Annotated in this window: 23 protein-coding genes; 10 read left to right on the forward strand and 13 right to left on the reverse strand. The window is 73.3% G+C overall.

Annotated elements, in window-relative coordinates; genetic code table 11:
- Nucleotides 1-30 precede the first annotated feature (30 nt).
- On the forward strand, nt 31-714 hold the full coding sequence (gene phoU / locus ABT014_RS18875; protein WP_350640096.1) for a phosphate signaling complex protein PhoU: 684 nt from the start codon (nt 31-33) through the stop codon (nt 712-714).
- A 204-nt stretch (nt 715-918) separates the two neighbouring features.
- Complete coding sequence (locus ABT014_RS18880; protein WP_350640097.1) at nt 919-1,098, forward strand: hypothetical protein; 180 nt, start codon at nt 919-921, stop codon at nt 1,096-1,098.
- Nucleotides 1,099-1,210: 112 nt separating this feature from the next.
- Here the strand turns inward: ABT014_RS18880 and ABT014_RS18885 are convergent, their stop codons facing one another.
- Nucleotides 1,211-1,969 (reverse strand): phosphoglyceromutase, encoded by a 759-nt coding sequence (locus ABT014_RS18885; protein WP_350640098.1) that lies wholly within the window; start codon nt 1,967-1,969, stop codon nt 1,211-1,213.
- 146 nt (nt 1,970-2,115) lie between these two features.
- Between ABT014_RS18885 and ABT014_RS18890 the strand changes: the two genes are divergently transcribed.
- Nucleotides 2,116-3,402: an MDR family MFS transporter gene (locus ABT014_RS18890; RefSeq protein ID WP_350640099.1), complete on the forward strand. Its 1,287-nt coding sequence runs from the start codon at nt 2,116-2,118 to the stop codon at nt 3,400-3,402.
- 10 nt (nt 3,403-3,412) lie between these two features.
- On the opposite strand, the gene ABT014_RS18895 is transcribed toward ABT014_RS18890, so the two are convergent.
- Nucleotides 3,413-3,958, reverse strand: coding sequence for a type III secretion system chaperone family protein (locus ABT014_RS18895; protein ID WP_350640100.1), 546 nt, complete (start codon nt 3,956-3,958; stop codon nt 3,413-3,415).
- A gap of 102 nt (nt 3,959-4,060) precedes the next feature.
- Nucleotides 4,061-5,398: a D-inositol-3-phosphate glycosyltransferase gene (gene mshA, locus ABT014_RS18900; protein WP_350640146.1), complete on the reverse strand. Its 1,338-nt coding sequence runs from the start codon at nt 5,396-5,398 to the stop codon at nt 4,061-4,063.
- A gap of 496 nt (nt 5,399-5,894) precedes the next feature.
- Here mshA and ABT014_RS18905 point away from each other — a divergent pair, with 496 nt between their 5' ends.
- Nucleotides 5,895-6,722, forward strand: a complete 828-nt coding sequence (locus ABT014_RS18905; protein ID WP_350640101.1) for a class I SAM-dependent methyltransferase — start codon at nt 5,895-5,897, stop codon at nt 6,720-6,722.
- A gap of 254 nt (nt 6,723-6,976) precedes the next feature.
- Here ABT014_RS18905 and ABT014_RS18910 read toward each other — a convergent pair whose 3' ends face one another.
- The gene (locus ABT014_RS18910; protein WP_350640102.1) at nt 6,977-7,552 is read right to left on the reverse strand and encodes an O-acetyl-ADP-ribose deacetylase; all 576 of its coding nucleotides are present in this window, start codon (nt 7,550-7,552) and stop codon (nt 6,977-6,979) included.
- A gap of 515 nt (nt 7,553-8,067) precedes the next feature.
- On the opposite strand from ABT014_RS18910, the gene ABT014_RS18915 reads away from it, so the two are divergent.
- Entirely contained in the window at nt 8,068-9,387 is a 1,320-nt protein-coding gene (locus tag ABT014_RS18915) for a SpoIIE family protein phosphatase (RefSeq protein ID WP_502895020.1), read from the forward strand.
- A gap of 95 nt (nt 9,388-9,482) precedes the next feature.
- Here ABT014_RS18915 and ABT014_RS18920 read toward each other — a convergent pair whose 3' ends face one another.
- From ABT014_RS18920 to ABT014_RS18935, 4 genes are all read right to left on the reverse strand, one after another.
- Nucleotides 9,483-9,812: a DUF2516 family protein gene (locus ABT014_RS18920; RefSeq protein ID WP_502895028.1), complete on the reverse strand. Its 330-nt coding sequence runs from the start codon at nt 9,810-9,812 to the stop codon at nt 9,483-9,485.
- Nucleotides 9,813-10,024: 212 nt separating this feature from the next.
- Nucleotides 10,025-10,564, reverse strand: a complete 540-nt coding sequence (locus ABT014_RS18925) for a hypothetical protein (protein WP_350640104.1) — start codon at nt 10,562-10,564, stop codon at nt 10,025-10,027.
- 86 nt (nt 10,565-10,650) lie between these two features.
- On the reverse strand, nt 10,651-11,037 hold the full coding sequence (locus ABT014_RS18930; protein ID WP_350640105.1) for a helix-turn-helix domain-containing protein: 387 nt from the start codon (nt 11,035-11,037) through the stop codon (nt 10,651-10,653).
- Between the two features lie 309 nt (nt 11,038-11,346).
- Complete coding sequence (locus ABT014_RS18935) at nt 11,347-11,844, reverse strand: DUF4265 domain-containing protein (protein ID WP_350640106.1); 498 nt, start codon at nt 11,842-11,844, stop codon at nt 11,347-11,349.
- Between the two features lie 116 nt (nt 11,845-11,960).
- Between ABT014_RS18935 and ABT014_RS18940 the strand changes: the two genes are divergently transcribed.
- Both ABT014_RS18940 and ABT014_RS18945 read left to right on the forward strand, forming a co-directional pair.
- Nucleotides 11,961-12,386, forward strand: coding sequence for a hypothetical protein (locus ABT014_RS18940; protein ID WP_350640107.1), 426 nt, complete (start codon nt 11,961-11,963; stop codon nt 12,384-12,386).
- A gap of 8 nt (nt 12,387-12,394) precedes the next feature.
- Nucleotides 12,395-13,120, forward strand: a complete 726-nt coding sequence (locus tag ABT014_RS18945; RefSeq protein ID WP_350640108.1) for a hypothetical protein — start codon at nt 12,395-12,397, stop codon at nt 13,118-13,120.
- A gap of 238 nt (nt 13,121-13,358) precedes the next feature.
- Here ABT014_RS18945 and ABT014_RS18950 read toward each other — a convergent pair whose 3' ends face one another.
- Genes ABT014_RS18950 through ABT014_RS18960 form a run of 3 tightly spaced genes read right to left on the reverse strand, consistent with a single transcriptional unit; the run spans nt 13,359 to nt 16,018 of the window.
- Nucleotides 13,359-14,594, reverse strand: a complete 1,236-nt coding sequence (locus tag ABT014_RS18950) for a multidrug effflux MFS transporter (RefSeq protein WP_350640109.1) — start codon at nt 14,592-14,594, stop codon at nt 13,359-13,361.
- Between the two features lie 3 nt (nt 14,595-14,597).
- Nucleotides 14,598-15,242, reverse strand: coding sequence for an NAD(P)-dependent oxidoreductase (locus ABT014_RS18955; RefSeq protein WP_350640110.1), 645 nt, complete (start codon nt 15,240-15,242; stop codon nt 14,598-14,600).
- Between the two features lie 23 nt (nt 15,243-15,265).
- Nucleotides 15,266-16,018: an MBL fold metallo-hydrolase gene (locus ABT014_RS18960; protein WP_350640111.1), complete on the reverse strand. Its 753-nt coding sequence runs from the start codon at nt 16,016-16,018 to the stop codon at nt 15,266-15,268.
- A gap of 80 nt (nt 16,019-16,098) precedes the next feature.
- Here ABT014_RS18960 and ABT014_RS18965 point away from each other — a divergent pair, with 80 nt between their 5' ends.
- Nucleotides 16,099-16,728, forward strand: coding sequence for a winged helix-turn-helix transcriptional regulator (locus tag ABT014_RS18965; RefSeq protein WP_350640112.1), 630 nt, complete (start codon nt 16,099-16,101; stop codon nt 16,726-16,728).
- Nucleotides 16,729-16,781: 53 nt separating this feature from the next.
- On the opposite strand, the gene ABT014_RS18970 is transcribed toward ABT014_RS18965, so the two are convergent.
- Nucleotides 16,782-17,792: a helix-turn-helix transcriptional regulator gene (locus ABT014_RS18970; RefSeq protein WP_350640113.1), complete on the reverse strand. Its 1,011-nt coding sequence runs from the start codon at nt 17,790-17,792 to the stop codon at nt 16,782-16,784.
- Between the two features lie 39 nt (nt 17,793-17,831).
- Between ABT014_RS18970 and ABT014_RS18975 the strand changes: the two genes are divergently transcribed.
- The gene (locus tag ABT014_RS18975) at nt 17,832-18,311 is read left to right on the forward strand and encodes a hypothetical protein (protein WP_350640114.1); all 480 of its coding nucleotides are present in this window, start codon (nt 17,832-17,834) and stop codon (nt 18,309-18,311) included.
- Nucleotides 18,308-18,757 (forward strand): hypothetical protein, encoded by a 450-nt coding sequence (locus ABT014_RS18980; RefSeq protein ID WP_350640115.1) that lies wholly within the window; start codon nt 18,308-18,310, stop codon nt 18,755-18,757. Before ABT014_RS18975 ends, ABT014_RS18980 begins: the two co-directional genes overlap by 4 nt.
- Here ABT014_RS18980 and ABT014_RS18985 read toward each other — a convergent pair.
- Entirely contained in the window at nt 18,744-19,040 is a 297-nt protein-coding gene (locus ABT014_RS18985; protein ID WP_350640116.1) for a hypothetical protein, read from the reverse strand. The two genes, ABT014_RS18980 and ABT014_RS18985, sit on opposite strands and share 14 nt — an antisense overlap.
- Nucleotide 19,041 lies beyond the last annotated feature (1 nt).

The raw sequence follows: 19,041 nt of genomic DNA on the forward strand, positions 1-19,041 counted from the left end.
ACCCGGTGTCGGCGGCCAGGAGGAGACAGCATGCGCGACGCTTACCACGAGGAACTCGACGCGATCAGCGACGGTCTGGTCGAGATGGCACGGCTGGTCGGTTCGGCCATGGGCCGGGCCACCACCGCGCTGCTGGACGCGGACCTGGCGCTGGCGGAGAGCGTGATCGCCGCCGACGACAAGGTCAACACCCTGCACCACGAGCTGGAGAACCGGGCGATCGACCTGCTGGCCCGCCAGCAGCCGGTCGCCACCGACCTGCGGATCGTGGTCACCTCGCTGCGGATGAGCTCGGACCTGGAGCGCTGCGGCGACCTGGCCCGGCACGTCGCCAAGGTGGCACGGCTTCGCTACCCGGACACCGCGGTCCCGGCCGACCTGCACCCGACCGTGCTGGAGATGGGTCAGCTGGCCCAGCGCCTGGTCGCCAAGGCCGGCCAGGTCATCGCGACCAAGGACGTCGACAAGGCGCTGGAGCTGGAGCGGGACGACGACGCGATCGACGCGCTGCACCGCGAGCTGTTCTCGCACCTGCTGGACGACCGCTGGCAGCACGGCATCGAGACCGCCGTGGACGTCACCCTGGTCGGCCGCTACTACGAGCGGTTCGCCGACCACGCGGTCTCGGTGGCCAAGCGCGTGGTGTTCCTGGTGACCGGTGAGCACGTGGACGAGTTCATCGCGTCGAACGAGGCCGGCGGCCCGACCGAGTGACCACGGCGGGTTGATCCCGCCCCGCCCCGCCCCGCGGCTGCGGACGGACCGCGGCAGCGGGCGTCGGGCGGTGACGGACCAGGTGGGGGCGCACGCGGCGGGTGCGCCCCCACTTCCGTGCGCCCGTTGACGCCCTGTCGGCGCCCGGGTTCACTCGGAGGGCAGGCACGTCCCGCGTGCCCGGACGAGGAGGGCTCCAGCACCATGAAGGCATCCGCCACCCCGACCACCGCGCCGAAGAGCGTCACCGAGCCGCCCGTCGCCGAGTTGCTCCCCGTCCTCGCCGCAGGCTGCGGCTGCGGTCCCGGCTGCGGCTGCGGCTGCCAGTCCGGCGCGCCCTGCCAGTGCGGCGGGGCCACCGGCGGCTGCTGCGGCGGCCACTGAGCCGGCCAGGTCCGCGCGCCCGCGGCACCGGCGCGCCCGGCACGGCAGCAGGCCCCCGGTCCGGCGCGGAGCGCCTCGGACCGGGGGCCTGATCGTTTCTGCGGTTGCTTCTCTACTTCTTGCCCTGGTTCTTGACCGCCTCGATGGCGGCCGCGGCGGCCTCCGGGTCGAGGTAGCGGCCACCGGGGGTGACGGGCTTGAAGTCGGCGTCGAGCTCGTAGGCGAGCGGGATCCCGGTCGGGATGTTCAGGCCGGCGATCGCCTCGTCGGAGATCCCGTCCAGGTGCTTCACCAGGGCGCGCAGGCTGTTGCCGTGCGCCGTGACCAGCACGGTCTTGCCGGCGGCCAGGTCCGGGACGATCGCGTCGTACCAGTACGGCAGCATCCGCTCGACGACGTCCTTGAGGCACTCGGTGCGCGGGCGCAGCTCGCTCGGGATGTCGGCGTAGCGGGCGTCGCCGGCCTGCGAGTACTCGTTGTCGTCGGCCAGCACCGGCGGCGGGGTGTCGTACGAGCGGCGCCAGAGCTGGAACTGCTCCTCGCCGAACTCGGCCAGCGTCTGGGCCTTGTTCTTGCCCTGCAGGGCGCCGTAGTGGCGCTCGTTCAGCCGCCAGCTGCGGCGGACCGGGATCCAGTGCCGGTCGGCCTTGTCCAGGGCGATCTGCGAGGTGCGGATGGCCCGGCGGAGCAGGGAGGTGTGCACCACGTCGGGGAAGTACCCCTCGGCGGTGAGGAGCTCGCCGCCGCGCGCGGCCTCCTTCTCACCCTTCTCGTTGAGGTCGACGTCGACCCAGCCGGTGAAGAGGTTCTTCTGGTTCCACTGGCTCTCGCCGTGGCGGAGCAGGATCAGTCGGTAGGTCGTGTCAGCCATGGCCCACAGCTTAGTGGAGGCCGAAAACCGCTGGTCGGGCCGACGGCCCGGTGGGTAATGTGTGCTTGCCATCAGAGCCACTTACTGCCCGCTGAGCGGTCCACCCTCTCCCGCCAGGCCGGCAGCCTGCCGCCCGGGAGCTCGACTTGCCCGCACCCACCCGCCTGCGCGCCACCCTCTCGGAGACCCTGGGCGGCCTGCCCCGGCAGTTCTGGTGGCTGTGGACCTCCACCCTGGTGAACCGCCTCGGCGGCTTCGTGGTCACCTTCCTCGCGCTGTACCTGACCGTCGACCGGGGCTACCCGCCCTCGTACGCGGGCCTGGTGGCGGGCCTGTTCGGGCTGGGTTCGGCGATCGCCGCGCTCGGCGGCGGGGTGCTCGCGGACAGACTCGGGCGGCGTCCGACCCTGGTCGCAGCCCAGCTGGCCACCGCCGCCTCGACGGCGGTGCTCGGCTTCGTGGACGGCCCGGTGGCGATCGCGGTGGTGGCCTTCCTGGTGGGCCTTGCCGGCAACGCCTCCCGCCCGGCGATCTCGGCGATGATCGCCGACTTGGTGCCGGCCGAGGACCGGGTCCGCGCCTACGCGCTGAACTACTGGGCGATCAACATCGGCTTCGGCGTCTCGGCGGCGGCCGCCGGTCTGATCGCCGCGCACGGCTACCTGCTGCTGTTCCTGCTGGACGCGTTCTCCACCCTGGTCTGCGCACTGGTGGTGTTCGTCCGGATCCCCGAGACCCGGCCCGAGCGGTCGGCCGCGGCCCGGGCGGAGCCGCAGCCGGGCCTGGGCCGGGTGTTCCGGGACGGCCGGTTCATGGCCCTGGTCGCGGTCAACCTGCTGTTGGCCGTGGTGGTCCAGCAGGGCAGCACCACGCTGGCCGTCGACATGGGCGCGGCCGGCATCTCCACCACCGGGTACGGGCTGGTGATCGGCCTGAACGGGCTGCTGATCGTGCTGCTCCAGCTGCCGATGGGCCGGCTGATGGAGGGCCGGGACCGGACCGCGCTGCTGGTGGTGAGCGCGCTGCTGACCGGGTGGGGCTTCGGGCTGACGGCGCTGGCGGGCTCGTCCGCCGGCTTCTTCGCCTTCACGGTGGCGGTCTGGACGATCGGCGAGATCATGGCCGCGCCGATCATGATGGGCCTGGTCGCCGAGTTCGCCCCGGCCGAGGCGCGCGGGCGCTACCAGGGCGTGTACTCGCTCTCCTGGTCGCTGGCGGCCTTCCTCGGCCCGGCCGCCGGCGGCTACCTTCTGGAGCACGCGGGCAGCGCGGCGGTCTGGGTCTCCTGCGGGGTGTGCGGGACGGCGGCCGCCGCGGGCTTCCTGCTGATCGGACGGCCGGCGGCCGCGGCCGATCAGGTGGCCGAGGCCGCCACGGCGGGGCAGCCGGCGGGCGAACCCGCCGGGCAGCCGGCGCCGGCCGTGGCGCCCTGACCGCTCGCCTCTATTCGGCGTCCGGCGCCTGCTGGGCCTCGCCGCGGTCCGCGGACGGGCCGGCGAGGTGGGCGAACGCCTCCAGGTTGCGGGTCGACTCGCCCCGCTTGGTCCGCCACTCCCACTCGCGCCGGATCGCCGTCGCGAAGCCGAGCTCCAGCAGGGTGTTGAAGGGTTCGTCGGCGTTCTGGAGCACCGTCCCGAGCAGCCGGTCCACCGCGTCGGCGGTCAGCGCCTCCAGCGGCAGCCGGCCGGCCAGGTAGACGTCGCCGAGCGAGTCGATCGCGTACGCGAGGCCGTACAGCCGGGTGTTGCGCTCCAGCAGCCAGCGGTAGACCGCCTCGTGGTTCTCGTCCGGCCGGCGGACCACGAAGGCGTTCACCGACAGCGTGTGGTCGCCGACCCGCAGCGCACAGGTGGTGGAGAGCTTCCGGGTGCCCGGCAGCGTCGCCACCAGCGTGTACGGATCGGTGACGGCCTGCTCCCAGGCCACCCCGGCCTCGTCCAGCGCGCTGCGCAGCAGGGTGAGCGACTCGTCCTTGGTACGGATTGCCATGGGACTGACGTTACTCGGCGGTAGTGGTGGCGCGCAGCAAGCCCGTGCACCCGGGGCGCCCCGGCCGGGCGGTGGTGCCCCGGCCGGGCGGGCCTCCGGCGGTCAGGCGAGCCGCAGTCGGGAGCCGGTGCGCAGCTCGGGGCGGGCCAGCGCGCCCGCGTACACCTCCGCGGTGGTGGCCGCGGCGGCGCCCCAGCCGAACCCCGCCGCGTGCCGGGCGGCCGCCTCGCCCTGCCGGTCCGTCAGCCGGGGCTCGGTGACGTACGGCCGCAGGGCGCGCGCCCAGTCCTCGGGGTCGTGGCCCGGCACGAGGGTGCCGGTGACCCCGTCCCGGACGGCGACCGGGAGGCCGCCGACCGAGGCCGCGACCACCGGCGTGCCGCAGGCCTGGGCCTCCAGCGCGACCAGGCCGAAGGACTCGCTGTACGAGGGCATCACCAGCGCAGTGGCCGCCCGGTACCAGTCGGCGAGCCGGTCCTGGCCGACCGGCGGGCAGAACCGGACCACGTCCGAGATGCCGAGCTGGGCCGCCAGCTTGTGCAGGCTCTCCGGCCGGGCCAGTCCGGTGCCCGAGGGGCCGCCGACGACCGGTACCACCAGGTGCTCGCGCAGCTGCGGCTCGCGCTCCAGCAGCACGCCGACGGCGCGCAGCAGCACGTCGGGCGCCTTGAGCGGCTGTATCCGCCCGGCGAACAGCAGCACCGCGGCGTCCTGCGGCAGGCCGAGCCGGGCCCGGGCGTCCTGCCGGGCGGTGGGGCCGCCGGGCCGGAACACCTCCAGGTTGACGCCCGGGTGGACCACCGCGAGCTGGCCGGGGCGGGCGCCGTAGTGGTGCGAGAGCTCGGCGGCCTCCTCGGCGGTGTTGGCGATCAGCCGGTCGGCGGCCTCCACCACCTGGGTCTCGCCGATCACGCGGGCGGCCGGCTCCGGGAGGTCGCCCTCGGCCAGCGCGGCGTTCTTGACCTTGGCCATGGTGTGCATGGTGTGCACCAGCGGCACGCCCCAGCGCTCGGCGGCCAGCCAGCCGACCTGCCCGGACAGCCAGTAGTGCGAGTGCACCAGGTCGTAGTGGCCCGCCCGGTGGCCCGCCTCGGTGCGCAGCACGCCGTGCGTGAACGCGCACAGCTGCGCCGGTAGGTCCTCCTTGTTCAGGCCCTCGTACGGGCCCGCCGTGACGTGCCGGACCAGGACCCCGGGGGCGAGCTCGACGGTGGGGGCGTCGTCGCTGCTGACCGCCCGGGTGAAGACCTCGACCTCGATGTTCAGCTCGGCGAGCCGCTTGGCGAGCTCCACGATGTAGACGTTCATGCCGCCGGCGTCGCCGGTGCCCGGCTGGTGCAGCGGGGAGGTGTGGACGCTGAGCATCGCGATCCGCCGCGGGCGTCGCGCGCGACCGCCGCTCACCAGGGACTGCAGCCGGCCTCTAGTGGACGACGGCAGAGTGAGCCTGTCTCGTCGGGCCGTGGCCCGTGCGGGGTGCTGGGTCACCTGGCTGATGCCTCCTCGTGCTCCCCGGTCGGTACTTGCTCGGCCGGCGGTGCCCGCGTTGCCGCGGTGCGCCACCACGCGCCCTCGGGCGCGGACGTCCGCCCCGCGCGCCGCCGCGCCCGCGCTCCGTTGCGCGGACGGGCCGCATGCGAAGGCCCGGGGCCGGTGGCTCCGGGCTGGCACACGTCCACGAAGACAACCGCGGCACCGGTGCGAGGTATTCCCGGGGCGGCCGGAGAGATCGCTCAGGTGTTTCGCAGGGCACGGCGGGCGGGCGGCCGGACTTCCGGAGGCCCGGGGGCCGCCGGGCCGTGGATCCGCCGGTGTGCTTCGCCCGCCGGGGCGGCTGCTCGGCGGCCGGGCGGCGGCCGGCGTGGCTGCTCGGCGGGCCGGGCGGCGGCCGGGCGCGGGCTCCGGGGGCGGGGTCGGTGCCGCGTAGGCTGCGGGCATGCCGCCCGCCTCGTCCGACCCGTCCGCCGCCCGCGGTTCGCGCGCCGCCCGCCCGGTCGGGACGGTCACCCGCGGCACCACCAACACCAACCGGCTCCGCCGGATGGACCGCTGGATCGCCCACACCCTCGGCCCGGCCCTGCGCGCCGCGGAGCACCCGCCGGTGGCCGTCGACCTCGGGTACGGGGCGGCGCCCTGGACGGCCGTCGAACTGTCGGCCAGGCTGCGGGCGGTGCGCGCGGACACCCGGGTGGTCGGCATCGAGATCGAACCCGAGCGGGTCGCGGCCGCGCTGCCGTACGCCGATCCGCCGCTGCTCGGCTTCCGGCGCGGCGGGTTCGAGGTGCCGCTGGACGGGAGCCGGGCGCAGCTGATCCGGGCCGCCAACGTGCTGCGGCAGTACGACGAGCGCGAGGTGGCGGCGGTCTGGGAGCGGCTGTGCGGGCGGCTGGCGCCGGACGGCCTGCTGGTGGAGGGCACCTGCGACGAGATCGGCCGGCGGCACGTCTGGGTCGCGCTCGGCCCGCAGGGGCCGCGCACGGTGACCTTCGCGGCCCGGCTGGCGAACCTGGAACACCCCTCCGACCTGGCCGAACGGCTGCCCAAGGCGCTGATCCACCACAACGTGCCCGGGCGGGCGGTGCACCGGTTCCTGACCGACTTCGACCGGGCCTGGGCGGCGGCAGCGCCGTACGGGGCGTTCGGCGCCCGGCAGCGGTGGATCGCCGCGTGCGGGTCGCTGGCGGGCAGCTGGCCGCTGGTCGACGCGCGGGGGCGGTGGCGGGAGGGCGAGGCCACCGTGGAGTGGGCGGCGCTGGCACCGTAGCGGGGTGGTTCGGCGTGGCCGGGCGGCGGGCCGGGCGAGCCGGGCGGGCGGCGGGGCCGGGCAACAGGTGAGCGGGGCCAGGCCCGGGGTGAGCAGGCGATTCACTCGAACGAGTTATCGAATTCCTCTGGCGCGTTGACGGCCCGTCACGTCACCATGGGGGCAGTCGCACGAGCTGCCGCACCCGTCCCATGAGGCATCGTCAGTTCCGCTACGACCCCGACCCTCCGCCGCCCCGGGCAGCCGGCCCCGGACTACCGCTCCGCACCCTCCGCAGGTCGCCGGAGCTCCCGCAACGCCCGCTCGAACACCTCGTACGCCTCCGCCCCGAAGAGCACGAACCGCACCTCGTCCGGCCACGCCGCCGGCGGGTCCGGTACCGCCACCGTCTCCGTCACCGCCGTGAGGGCGATCCGCGCAGCGTCCTCCATCGGCCACCGGTACACCCCGGTCGAGATCGCCGGGAACGCCACCGTCCGCGCGCCCAGTTCCGCTGCCAGCCGCAGCGACTCCCGATAACAGGAGGCCAGCAGCTCGGCCCGCTGCTCGTAGTCGGCCGCTTGGTGGACCGGCCCCACCGTGTGCACCACCGAACGCGCCGGGAGCCGGCCCGCCGTGGTCGCGACGGCCCGGCCGGCATCCAGCCCGCCGCCGTAGTGGGAGGCGCGGAGCCGGCGGCAGTCGGCGAGGATCTCCGGTCCGCCCTTGCGGTGGATCGCCCCGTCCACCCCACCGCCTCCCAGCAGGGAGGAGTTGGCGGCGTTCACGATGACGTCCACCTGCTGTTCCGTGATGTCACCCTGCACCAGCGTGATCCGCGTCACGACCATCGAACCTTCCGTCAGCCCCTACGGGGGGCGCACACCGTACCCCTTGTCACCACTCCAGAGCGTGGCAATTACCACAGAGCCCGCGCTCGGCCACAGAAATCCCCGGAGATCACGTTATGGTCGCGAGAAGCTCCCCGACCCGCGGTGCCAGGCGGGCACTGCACACGGACGTCAGCCGTTGGCCAGTCGGGGAAAGGGAGGACCGACCAATGCCCGCAACGGGAGACGGGCGGGCATCCGGAGTCGGCGCTACCGCCGGTCCTGCCGACGATGCCGCCACCGCCGCGCACCGGCCGGGTGCCGCAGCCGGCAGCGCACCCACCATCGACCGCACCGCCAAGCGGTCCGGGCAGGCGCACGCACACCGCGATCACACTCCCGAGCCTGGCTCCGGCACGCCGATACCGCATCCGCGGGCCCGTTCCGACTCCTCACGCCCGCCCGCCGGCCCCGGCAGCGCCCTGGCGGCGACCCGCCAACGCCAGCAGGCCGGCGAAGCCCCGGCGCACCTGCTGGTGATCGAGGACGGCCCCTCCGACATCGAGTTGATCAAGACGCTGGTGGCCGACAGCGGCGCCAACGTGGAGCTGCACTGGGCCCGCGGGGTCGAGCAGGCCGTCGCCCTGCTCGCCGCCGCTCCGCTCGCCGCGCGCCGCGGCACCCACCGCCAGGGCGAGCGCCCGCCGGTCGGCGGCTTCGCCTGCGTCCTGCTCGACCTGGCGGCCCCCGGCTGCCCGGCCGCCACCGCCGCCGGCAGCGGCTCTTCGGGCGCCGACTCCGACGACCAGGACGGGCTGGACGGGCTCCGCGAGCTGCTCCGGCGCGCCCCGCACACCGCCGTGGTGGTGCTCACCGATGCCGCCGGCGCCGAGCTCGGGGCCGCCGCGGTCGCCGCCGGCGCCCAGGACTTCCTGATCAAGCACGAGACGGACGGCCCGCTGCTGGCCCGGGCCCTGCGGTACGCGGTGGAGCGCAAGCGGGCCGACGAGTCCCAGCGCCGCCTGGTCGAGGCCGAGCTGCGTGGCCAGGAGAACGCCCGGCTCCAGCGCCACCTGCTGCCCACCCCGCTGCTGGACGGCGCCGGGCTGGCCTTCACCCGCCGCTACCGCCCCGGCCGCCGCCGCGCCCTGCTCGGCGGGGACTTCTACGACGCGGTGCGGACCGACGACGGCACCGTCCACGTGGTGATCGGCGACGTCTGCGGCCACGGCCCGGACGAGGCCGCGCTCGGCGTCGCGCTGCGGATAGCGTGGCGGACGCTGGTCTTCGCCGGGCTCTCCGGCCAGGCCCTGCTGACCACCCTCCAGCACGTCCTCGAACACGAGCGGCGCAGCGACGAGATCTTCGCGACCCTCTGCATGCTGGTGCTCTCCCCCGCCGCCCCGCCGGCGGCCGACCCCGACCGGGCCGGCCTGCCGCGGTCCGGCGACCGGGCCCGGCTCTTCCTGGCCGGGCACCCCGCCCCGCTGCTGCTCGACGCCGGCCAGCGACCCGTGCTGCTCCCGGCGGACCACGCCGGACCGGCGCTCGGGCTGCTGCCCTGCGACGACGGCGACTCGGTCTGGCCGGGCCGGGAGCTGGAGCTGGAGCCCGGCTGGCGGCTGCTCCTGTACACCGACGGCCTGGTCGAGGGCCGGGTCGGCGCCGGGTCCCGCCGGCTCGGCCAGGACGGTCTGATCGACCTGATCGCCGACCACCAGGCGGCGGGGCTGACCAGGGGACGCCTGGTCGACAGCGCCATCGCCGAGGTCGAGGAGCTGAACGGCGGCGCGCTGACCGACGACGTCGCGGTGCTCCTGCTGGAGCGCAACCCGATCCCGTTGATCATGGGCTGAGCGAGCCCGCACACGGCAAAGGGTGGCAGCCCGCCGGGCTGCCACCCTTCACCATCCACACGCGCCGAGCGCCCGGCGCGGAGCGCGCCCGCGATCTACCAGGGCCCGTACGGGCCGGTGTTGCGGCGCCCGCCACCGCGTCCGTCCGTCAGCTCCTTGATCGCGGGCCGGACGTCGACCATGTACACGATCGAGGCGACCAGGCCGATCAGGGTCAGGAAACCGGTCACCACATTGGCACCGAACAGCAGGTCCAGGCCGAGCGAGAGGCCGAGCACGGCCAGCCAGAACGGCTTGGTCTTCTTGCCCGCCGCCCGGTAGGCGTCCTCGCGTCTGGTCAGCGCGTCCACGAACGCGTACAGCTTGAACCCGATGACCGCGACGGCCAGGTACCAGAACGGGTTCAGGACGTCGAAGAGCAGGATCTGCTGCACTACGGTCTCCTCACTGCCTCTTCGGGCTCACAGCCTCTGCGGCTCGGGCACGGTCGGGCGTCCGCGGCCCGGTCCGGCGGGGCCGCCCGGGCGGTGCGCACCAGCGGCCCCTCACCCATCGTGACACGACCTCCCCGGCCCACCGGTGAGAACGGCCCGGGAGGTCCGGACGTGCCCCGGAGGCGCGCCCGGCCGTGGGCGTCCTACTTCTCGGAGCCGGTCTTGCGGGCGCGCCCGTTCTTCTTCGCGGCCGGAGTCTCGTCCACCAGCTCGCCGTCGACGGGCTCCTCGGCGGCGAAGACGGCCTCGGCGTCCACCACGACCTCGGTCACAGCGGTGGGCTGAGCGGCGCCGTCCTCGGCCGGGCCGCGGCCCTTCTCGACCACGGCCTTGCCGCGCACGGCCAGCTCCTCGTAGGCCTCCATCGCCTTCACGGCGAGCTCGGCGGCGCGGCCGACCTGCTGGAGCGCGAAGGTCTGCGCCTTCTCCTGCAGACCCTTGAGGTCGGTCGGCAGGGTGCTGACGGTCTCGGTCACCTTCGCCTGCGCCCCGGCGAGCGCGGCCTGCGCCTCCTGGAAGCGGGCGGCGGCCTTCTCCTGCGCGGCCTTGCGGTCGGCGGTCAGCTCCTCGACCTTGCCGGGGACCTCGCGCAGCTTCTCGTACGCCAGGTCGCCCGCGCCCGCCAGGGCGTACAGCGGGGTCGGGTCGGAGAGGGTCTTCTTGATGTCGTCGGTGATCGGCATGTCCGGTCCTCCTGTGTGCGTGGACGGCCCGGCGGGGCTGTCGGAAGGTCTGGGTGCGGCGTCCGGGTGCGGCGGGTGCGGCGCGGTCAGCCGCCGGCCCCGGCCGCGTCCGCGGTCGGCCCGGAGGTCTCGCGGTTCTCCTTGAGGAAGGCCTCGTACACCGCCAGCAGCGCCTGCTTCTGACGCTCGTTGATCAGCGGGTCCGCCAGGATCGCGACCCGCAGACCGGGCGCCTCCCCGTGCCGCTCCTCCAGGATCCCGGCCTGCACGTACAGCGTCTCGGCCGAGATCCGCAGCGCCTTCGCGATCTGCTGCAGGATCTCCGCACTCGGCTTGCGCAGCCCGCGCTCGATCTGGCTGAGGTACGGATTGGACACCCCGGCGGCCTCCGCCAGCTGCCGCAGCGAGTACTGCGCATTGCGCCGCTGCTCGCGGATGTACTCGCCGAGCGAGCCGACGTTCAATGAGGCCATACCGGCAGTCTGCCCCCACCTGCTTGCAATTGCAAGCAGACCGCTAGCAACAGCAACCGCGTGTCGCTCCGCCGACGCCGAGGACATCGACCCTTGACCCGTCTCGCCGAAAGCGGGCCAGTCTCGTTCCATCTGAACCGTCTGTGGGCGCGTCTCAGTCAACCTCGGCCACCTGCCGATCTGTCTCGCTCTTCATGGGCCACGGCATCGCCCGGCTGTCTACGGTCGTCGTACTGGGTCGGCACCGAGTGGTGGGGTGGCTGGTGGACGCGGTGGATTCCCAGGTCTGGCGCTCGGGCGTGGAAGCGGTCAGGCGTTCCGCCAGGCGTCGTTGCCACAGCCGACTTCGTAGTGCCACCAGCCGTCGCCCTCGCCCTGCTCCAGGAGTTCCTTGATCCCTGCGATGTCGGCGTCAGTGGGCACATTGAAGGCCACCAGCGGGAACTCCTCACTGAAGATCTCGCCGCCGATCCCGAATGCCGACAGGCGCTGATGCACTGCATGAGGACTGCGACCCAAGGGGCCGGAGGGAATGGGAACGACTCGAATCGTGCAGTTCCCGGAGGCACTGACCCTCCCGACGGTCCAATGGACCCCGTCTCGGTCCGTTTGGAATCGCACGACGTCACCCTCCGCGATTCCGTTCTGGAGGAAAGCAACGTTCCGGATGCGCGCAGTATCGGCACTCAGTCTCGTCGCCCACAGACCCTCGGTGTCCTGGGGAAGCCAGCCCTCCCGGGGCACGAATCGGAACCAGACCTTGATCCGTTCCAGCTCGACCACTCCGTCGCCACGCGCATCGTCCATGACCGACATCATGGCCCCTCTCGCACCAGCCTCGGGTCGGCCCATCACCTCAGCGCTGGCGTTGTCAGCGTCAGCAGATAGCGTCAACTGCAACACCCCGGATGCTGGAGGGGAACGTGAGCTGGGACCTTCTGCTGCTGCAGCTTCCTGCAGATGTCGGGTCAGTGAGTGAACTGCCAGACGACCACCGCCCCGAGCCGTTGGGGCGACAGGCTGAGGTCCTGTCCGCTCTCCGCTCGCGCATCCCAGCAGTTGACCTGACAGACCCGACCTGGGGTCAGATTGCGGGCGAGTTCTGGTCGATCGAGCTGAACATCGGCCGAGCCGATCCAGTCGAGTCGATCATGCTCCACGTCCGCGGCGCCGGTGACGAGGCGCTCCCGGAGATCTTCCGCATAGCAGCGGCGGTCAACTGCCGGATCGTTGATTGCTCTGGCGGGGATCTGCTGACACCTGACGACACAGCGAACTGGCACGCATTCCAGCAGTATCGCGACCACGCCGCTGATGCCGCCTACTCACCCGGCGACGCCAACAGATGAAGGAAGCCATGTCGCAGACGTTGCTCACCTCCAAGCTCATCCGGGCAACGGGCTCCGGCGACGTGATCGACGCCGCAGGCCGCTGGCTTGCAGCACGGCCGACGCTGGAGGGGTTCACCTGGATCAAGACTCGCAGAGCCCTCGAAGCCAGACATGGCAGCCGCCGGGAGACGCTCACGTTCGAGAGCAGTCACCACGACCGCGCTCGGCAATCCATCACGTTCAGTGCTGCCGCAATCGAGGTCACCGACACCACGCTGCGCGCCTGGAGACGTGAAAACCCCCATCGAACCCTGGTGAGATCCACTGGGGTGGAGGGCATCGTCTGCGCGGCCAGCCTCCACGATTTCGGCACCGGCAACAGTGTGAACTTGGCCGGCCCCGAGAAGCGGGTGGCCCGCCTGGAAATGGTGCTGGCTCACCTGCGCGAGCATGCACTGCCTTGGTTCGCCACTACTGCCGACCCCGGAGTGCTGCCCCGAGACGTCCCGGTAAGCCTTCTGCGCCCTTGGGGCTTCGCCGCGGACATGGTTGAGTACCTCGCAGTCCACGGCCATATCGACGCTGCCAGGGAACTGGTCAGCCGAGTACGGGCTCAGGGCCCCGACCATCAGGCCGCATTCGACGAGGGACGCGATCTTGCCAAGCAGCTAGCCCGCCCGCGTTGGCACACGGCTCCTGGCCTCGGTTGGACCGCGACAACCTTGGGCCTCGCCGATCCCCAGATAGATTGACGAGGACTGCGTCGAGGGCCAGTTGGCGCAGATTGACCGAGACGAACGGGAGGCCCCGTCCCGCTCAATCTGAACCACCCCAGGTGGGATCCTCACGATGGTTCACTTTCAGCGAGACGGGTCAACCGTGCCGAGCGGCTGGCACACCGGACACCGGCCGATCGACTACCGGATGCTGTCAATGCGCTGCTCGGGCCCATCGGGCCGGGGCCGATGAGCCCGTCCCCCAGCGGGAGCCTCACGGGCTTACCGGGCGCTCCGCATGCTCGCGCAGGCGCCCGGCCCTGCGAGTGCGCTCACCGGGCATCGGCCGGGTGAGGACGCCGAGTGTGAGCAGGGCGAGCGCGGGCAGCACGGCGACGATGATTCCCATCGGCAGGGCGTCGGTGGCGCCCCCCGCGCCGGCCAGCGGAGCGAGTGCCCCGCCGATCATGAACTGGCTGAAGCCGAGCAGAGCGGCGGCCGACCCGGCGTATCCGCCGTGGCCGGCCAGGGCCTGGGCCGCGGCGTTCGGCATGACGAGGCCCACGCTGGAGACCAGGACGAACAGGCCGATCAGGAGCGCGGGCAGGGGTGCCCGTGTCAGCACCGCGGCAAGGACCGTGGTGCCACCGGCTGTCGCGCCCAGCAGACCGGCGAGCACCAGCACGCGGGTGCCCGCCCGGGCCACCAGCCGGCCGCTGATCCGGGCGGCCGCGACGAGTCCGGCGGCGTTGACGGCGAACACGGCGCTGTACTGCTGCGGTGACAGGCCGTGGATGTCCTGCAGGACGAACGGTGAGCCGGAGATGTAGGCGAACATCGCCGCGAAGACCAGGCCGTTGGCCAGGACGTACCCGGTGAAGACCCGGTCGCCGAGCAGCTGCCCGACGACAGCCGGCAGCGGCTGGTGTGCCGCGGAGGACCGGGTCTCCGGCAGTCCGGCGGCGGAGGCCGCCAGCATCGCGGCGCCGAGTACGGCCAGGCCCACGAAGATCCCCGGCCAGGCCGTGACGCGCAGCAGTTGGCCGCCGAGGAGCGGCGCGAACACCGGTGCCAGGCCGGTGATCAAGGTCAGTGCGGAGAAGAGACGTGCGGTGCGGGTTCCGGAGGTGCGGTCGCGGACCATGGCGTTGGCGATGACGATGCCGAAAGCCCCGCCGATGCCCTGGACCAGGCGTAGGGCGACGAAGGTCCGGACGTCGGGTGCCACCGCGCAGAGCGCGCTGGCGATCGTGTAGAGGGCGAGGCCCGCCAGCAACGGACGCCGCCGGCCGTAGGTGTCGCTCAGCGGCCCGGCGATCAGCTGCCCGACGGCCAGCCCGGCCAGGCAGGCGGTGATGGTGAGCTGGGTGGCCGCGGCGCCGGCGCGCAGGTCGCCGGCGAGCTCCGGCAGTCCGGGCAGGTAGCCGTCGATGGACAGTGGTCCCAGGGCCACGAGCGCTGCGAGCAGGACGATGAATCGGGTCTGCCGGCCGGCGGCGTCGTTGCTCATGGCTCAGTACGCCACGGTGATGCGGCGGCGGATCGCGGTGCCGCTCTCGATCGTGTCGGCCAGGGCGATCGCGTAGTCGGCGTACGAGATGCGGCTGTTGCCGTCGGCGTCGGTGAGCAGGGTGTCCCCGGCGCTGCGGTAGGCCCCGGTCCGCTCGCCCGCTCCGATGACTGCGGCGGGCGACACGTACGTCCAGTCGAGGTCGTGCACGCCGCGGTAGAGGTCGAGCGCCTCGGACTGGGCCTCGGCGTTGGCCTTCCACAGCGCGGGGAACTCCGGGTCGTCCATGACCCGGGCGCCGGTCGGCGTGCGCAGGCTACCGGCACCGCCGATGGTGACCAGGCGGGTGACACCGGCTCGGCGGAGTCCGTCGATCAGCGCACGGGCGGCACCGACGATCGTGGCGCGGTCGTTCTCCTGGCCGATCCGGGGGCCGACGGCCGAGAGCACGGCGTCATGGGAGGCGGCGAGGCCGGCGACCGCGGCGGGGTCGGTGACGTCACCGGTGGTCACGGTCAGGGCCTTGTGCTCGAGTCCGTCGATGTGGCCGGCTCGGGTGACCGCGGTGACGGTGTGGCCGCGACGCAGGAGTTCCTCGGTGGTGGGCCGGCCGATGTTGCCGCTGGCACCGAACAGGACGATCTTCATGTGTTGCTCCGTGTTTCTGATGGTCACAGGACGGGCTGGCCGTCGGCGACGATGGCCGCGGTGATGCCGCGCTCGTCGGCGGCGCGCTGGAAGCGCTGCTCGATGTCGGGTTGTTCGGTGTAGAACGGCGGGTTGTGGAACAGGCCGTAGTGCATGGCGCAGACGGTGCCGGCGCCGAGTGCGACGGCGGCCTCGACGCCCTGCTCGGGGGTCATGGTCGCCGGGACGTTGGCCGCGTAGCCCTCGAAGTGGGCGATGACGCCGTTGACCGGGACGAACGCGACGTCGAACGGGCCGTGGTCGCGGGCGATCTGCCACCAGCTGCCGTGCCACTGGGTGTCACCGCAGTGGATGACCCGCCGGCCGGCGCCTTCGACGACCCAGGCGACCTGGTCGCAGTCGTTGCCGCGCCAGTCCAGCGAGGTCACCGGGGTGACGGTCAGCTCTCCGATGCGGCGTGACCGGCCCAGGTGCTGGGCGACGGGGGTGATGCCCGCCTCGCGCAGCCCGGCCGCGCTGGGGGTGTGGCAGCCGATCGTGCCGGTGGCCGCGATCCGGGCGATCAGGTCGCGGTCGTAGTGGTCGGGGTGCAGGTGGGTGATGAGGGCGTGGGTGCCGGGCGGGGTGTCGACGGGGTCGACCGGCCGGTGCGGCGGCCCCATCACCGGCGCCAGCGGAGCGACGTTCTCGAGCGGGTCGATCAGCAGGCGGGTGTCGCCGAGACGGATCTCGACGCCGGCCCAGGCCAGCCGACGCACGGAAAGGGTGGGAGTCATGGGCAGCGACGCTAGACCGACCTTGTTGAGAAAGTCAACAAGCGAGTTTTGAATCTCAACGCCTCGGGTAGGGTGGTGGCATGCGGACCTACGGGCAGTACTGCGGCATCGCGAAAGCACTGGACACCATCGGCGACCGATGGACCCTGCTGATCGTCCGTGAACTGCTCGCCCTGGGTCCTTGCCGGCACACCGACCTGCGCAACGGGCTGCCCGGGATCGCCAGCAACCTGCTGGTCGACCGGCTCCGCGAACTCGAGGAAGCCGGCCTGATCCGCCGCGAGGCCGCCCCGCCGCCGGTGGCCACCACCCTGTTCTCCCTCACCGAGCGTGGCCGCACGCTGGAGCCGGTGCTGCAGGAGCTGAGCCGGTGGGGCGTACCGCTGTTGCGTGAGCCGGGCGGCAACGACACCTTCCGCACCCACTGGCTGGACGTGCCCGCCCGGGCACTGACCGACCACCGCCCCGACCAGCCGGCGATCGCCCTGCAGCTGCACGCCGACGGCAACGAGGACCTGGTCATCGAGGTCAAGGACGGCGCGGTGCACACACACGCCGGCCGGGTCGACCACCCCACCGCGTCCCTGACCGGACCGCCGCACCTGCTGGCTGCGACGCTGCTCGGCGACCTCGATCTGAGCGCCGCCGTACAGCAAGGCCTGCAGCTCAGCGGCGAACGCGAGGCAGTGATGCGCATCCTGCCCCGCTGATCAGGTCGGGTCGTCCTGCTGCCGCGCTCGGCTGAGCCGGGACGGCGGCACGCTCAGCCGCCCGCCGGCCCCGGGTCCGGCTCACCGTTGCCTGCGACGGCGGCGGGGTCGGCGTAGCGGGCCGCCAGGGCGTGTGCGGTGGTGGCGAGGCGGGTGCGGAGGGCGGGTGGGGCGAGGACCTCGATGTCGGTGCCGAGGGCGAGGAAGGCGGCGTGGGCGTGGTCGAGTGACTCGACGGGGAGCACCGCCCTGGTCCAGCCGCCCGGTTCGGGGGTGCCGGTGGCGGCCAGGGCCCGAGCGGCCGCGCCGGTGAGGCGGGCCGCGCCCCGCGGGCTGAGCCGGACCACCGCCTCGTCCTGGTGCAGCCGGGCGTGGAAGTCGGCCTGGGAGCGCCGCCAGTACCCGGCCAGGTCGAACCCGGCCGGCGCCTCGAACCGCTCCTCGCGGAGGGTGAGTTCGAGGATCTGGTCGACCCGGTAGGTGCGGGCGCCGGGCTGCGGTCCGGCGACCAGGTACCAGCGGCCCGCCTTGAGCACCAGGCCGTACGGCTCCAGGCGCCGGTCCACGTCGGTCGGCTCCTTCCAGCGGCGGTAGCGGACGTCGATCACCCGGCCGCCCCACACCGCCTCCGCGACCTGCGGCAGGTGCGGCACCTCGTCGTCCTCGGCGTACCAGCCGGGTGCGTCCAGGTGGAAGCGCGCCCGCAACCGGTCGGCCTGCTCGCGCAGTTCGGGCGGGAGCGCCGCCCGCAGCTTGAGCTGGGCGGCGGCGAGGGCCGGGCCGAGGCCGAGTTCGCCGGCCGGTCCCGGCAGACCCGAGAGGAAGATCGCCTCCGCCTCGCCCGCGCTCAGCCCGGTCAGCCGGGTCCGGTAGCCCGCCAGCAGCCGGTAGCCGCCCGCGTGGCCGGCGTCCCCGTACAGCGGGACTCCCGCCGCGTGCAGCGACTCGATGTCGCGGTAGACCGTCCGGACCGACACCTCGAGCTCCTCCGCCAGCTGGGCGGCGGTCATCCGCTCCCGGGTCTGGAGCAGCAGGACGATCGAGAGCAGGCGGCTGGACTTCACTGACACAAGGTGTCAGTGAAGCCGCCGTACCGTCCAGCTATGGCTTTCACCGAGAAACTGCTCCAGTCGCTGCCCCCGGTCGAGGTGGCCGGCCGGCACGTCAAGCGCTACCACGTCACCGCCGACCCGGCCGGGATCGAGCCGGAGGTCGAGCGGGCGGCGTACGCGCTGCTGCCCACCCTGCTGCCGGAGCCGGACGGCACCCCGCCGGCGGCCTTCGCCGTCCTGCACCGGGGCGGGGACGACGGCGCGTACCTCAACGTCTACGGCTGGACCTGGGACAACGTGCTGCACTTCGGCGGCGCGGCGGCCGGTCAACCGGTGCTGGGCTGCCCGGACCGCGATCCCGCCCACTTCGTCCGGCTGGACCGTTCGCTGATCGGCTGCGTCTGGGAGCTGCCGCCGATCCTGCACGAGCGGGACGCCTGGGTGCGGCACATGCTGGTGCCGGACCGCCCCGACCTGGCCGGCTACCTGGCCGACTCGCTCCCCGCCGGCACCACCGGGGGCCGCGCGTGAACGACTTCGACTTCCTGGCCGGCTCCTGGGACGTGGCCAACCGGTGGCGGACGGACTTCCTCGACCCGTCCTCGGCGTGGGAGGAGTTCCCCGCGGTCAGCCGCGGCACGCGGCACTTCGACGGCGCGGCCAGCTTCGACGAGATCGAGTTCCCCACCAAGGGCTTCGCGGGGCTGACCCTGCGGCTGTACGACCCGGCCCGCGAGGAGTGGTCGCTGTACTGGTCGAGCCGGCGCACCGGCACCCTGTTCCAGCCGGTGGTCGGGCGGTTCACCGACGGGCGCGGCGAGTTCCACGGCGAGGACACCTACGCGGGCCGGCCGATCCTGGCGCGGTTCCTCTGGTCGGGGATCACCGAGCGCTCGGCCCGCTGGGAGCAGGCGTTCTCGGCGGACGGCGGGGACAGCTGGGTGACCAACTGGACGATGGAGTTCAGTCGTCGGTGAAGCGCCGGTAGGCGGGCGCCAGCAGGTCGGCGAGGTCGCGGCCGCCGACCGTGATGCCGGACGGTCCCAGGTCGCGCAGCGCCGTGCCGGACGACCCGGACGACCCGACCGCCGCCGACCCGGCGGTGTCGCCGAGGGTGAAGTCGCCCTGCCAGAAGTCCGCCAGGCAGTCCGCGAGCGGCCGCTCGCCGCGGTCCCCGGGTGCACCGAGGTCACCAGGAACACCGGGGTCCGCGGCAGGTCCGGGGGCCGGGGCCGGTACGTCCGGGGGTCGCTCGGTCACG

The sequence above is a fragment of the Kitasatospora sp. NPDC094015 genome (assembly GCF_040304075.1).
Classification (GTDB): domain Bacteria; phylum Actinomycetota; class Actinomycetes; order Streptomycetales; family Streptomycetaceae; genus Kitasatospora.

What these genes read in the sequence shown, in the direction of transcription:
- ABT014_RS18955 (WP_350640110.1), bottom strand. Translation starts at nt 15,242, where the DNA reads ATGAAGATCGTCCTGTTCGGTGCCAGCGGCAACATCGGCCGGCCCACC.
- ABT014_RS18975 (WP_350640114.1), top strand. Translation starts at nt 17,832, where the DNA reads ATGGCTTTCACCGAGAAACTGCTCCAGTCGCTGCCCCCGGTCGAGGTG.
- ABT014_RS18925 (WP_350640104.1), bottom strand. Translation starts at nt 10,564, where the DNA reads ATGCCGATCACCGACGACATCAAGAAGACCCTCTCCGACCCGACCCCG.
- ABT014_RS18905 (WP_350640101.1), top strand. Translation starts at nt 5,895, where the DNA reads ATGCCGCCCGCCTCGTCCGACCCGTCCGCCGCCCGCGGTTCGCGCGCC.
- ABT014_RS18930 (WP_350640105.1), bottom strand. Translation starts at nt 11,037, where the DNA reads ATGGCCTCATTGAACGTCGGCTCGCTCGGCGAGTACATCCGCGAGCAG.
- ABT014_RS18965 (WP_350640112.1), top strand. Translation starts at nt 16,099, where the DNA reads ATGCGGACCTACGGGCAGTACTGCGGCATCGCGAAAGCACTGGACACC.
- ABT014_RS18885 (WP_350640098.1), bottom strand. Translation starts at nt 1,969, where the DNA reads ATGGCTGACACGACCTACCGACTGATCCTGCTCCGCCACGGCGAGAGC.
- ABT014_RS18945 (WP_350640108.1), top strand. Translation starts at nt 12,395, where the DNA reads ATGTCGCAGACGTTGCTCACCTCCAAGCTCATCCGGGCAACGGGCTCC.
- ABT014_RS18910 (WP_350640102.1), bottom strand. Translation starts at nt 7,552, where the DNA reads ATGGTCGTGACGCGGATCACGCTGGTGCAGGGTGACATCACGGAACAG.
- phoU (WP_350640096.1), top strand. Translation starts at nt 31, where the DNA reads ATGCGCGACGCTTACCACGAGGAACTCGACGCGATCAGCGACGGTCTG.
- ABT014_RS18895 (WP_350640100.1), bottom strand. Translation starts at nt 3,958, where the DNA reads ATGGCAATCCGTACCAAGGACGAGTCGCTCACCCTGCTGCGCAGCGCG.
- ABT014_RS18950 (WP_350640109.1), bottom strand. Translation starts at nt 14,594, where the DNA reads ATGAGCAACGACGCCGCCGGCCGGCAGACCCGATTCATCGTCCTGCTC.
- ABT014_RS18880 (WP_350640097.1), top strand. Translation starts at nt 919, where the DNA reads ATGAAGGCATCCGCCACCCCGACCACCGCGCCGAAGAGCGTCACCGAG.
- ABT014_RS18960 (WP_350640111.1), bottom strand. Translation starts at nt 16,018, where the DNA reads ATGACTCCCACCCTTTCCGTGCGTCGGCTGGCCTGGGCCGGCGTCGAG.
- ABT014_RS18935 (WP_350640106.1), bottom strand. Translation starts at nt 11,844, where the DNA reads ATGGACGATGCGCGTGGCGACGGAGTGGTCGAGCTGGAACGGATCAAG.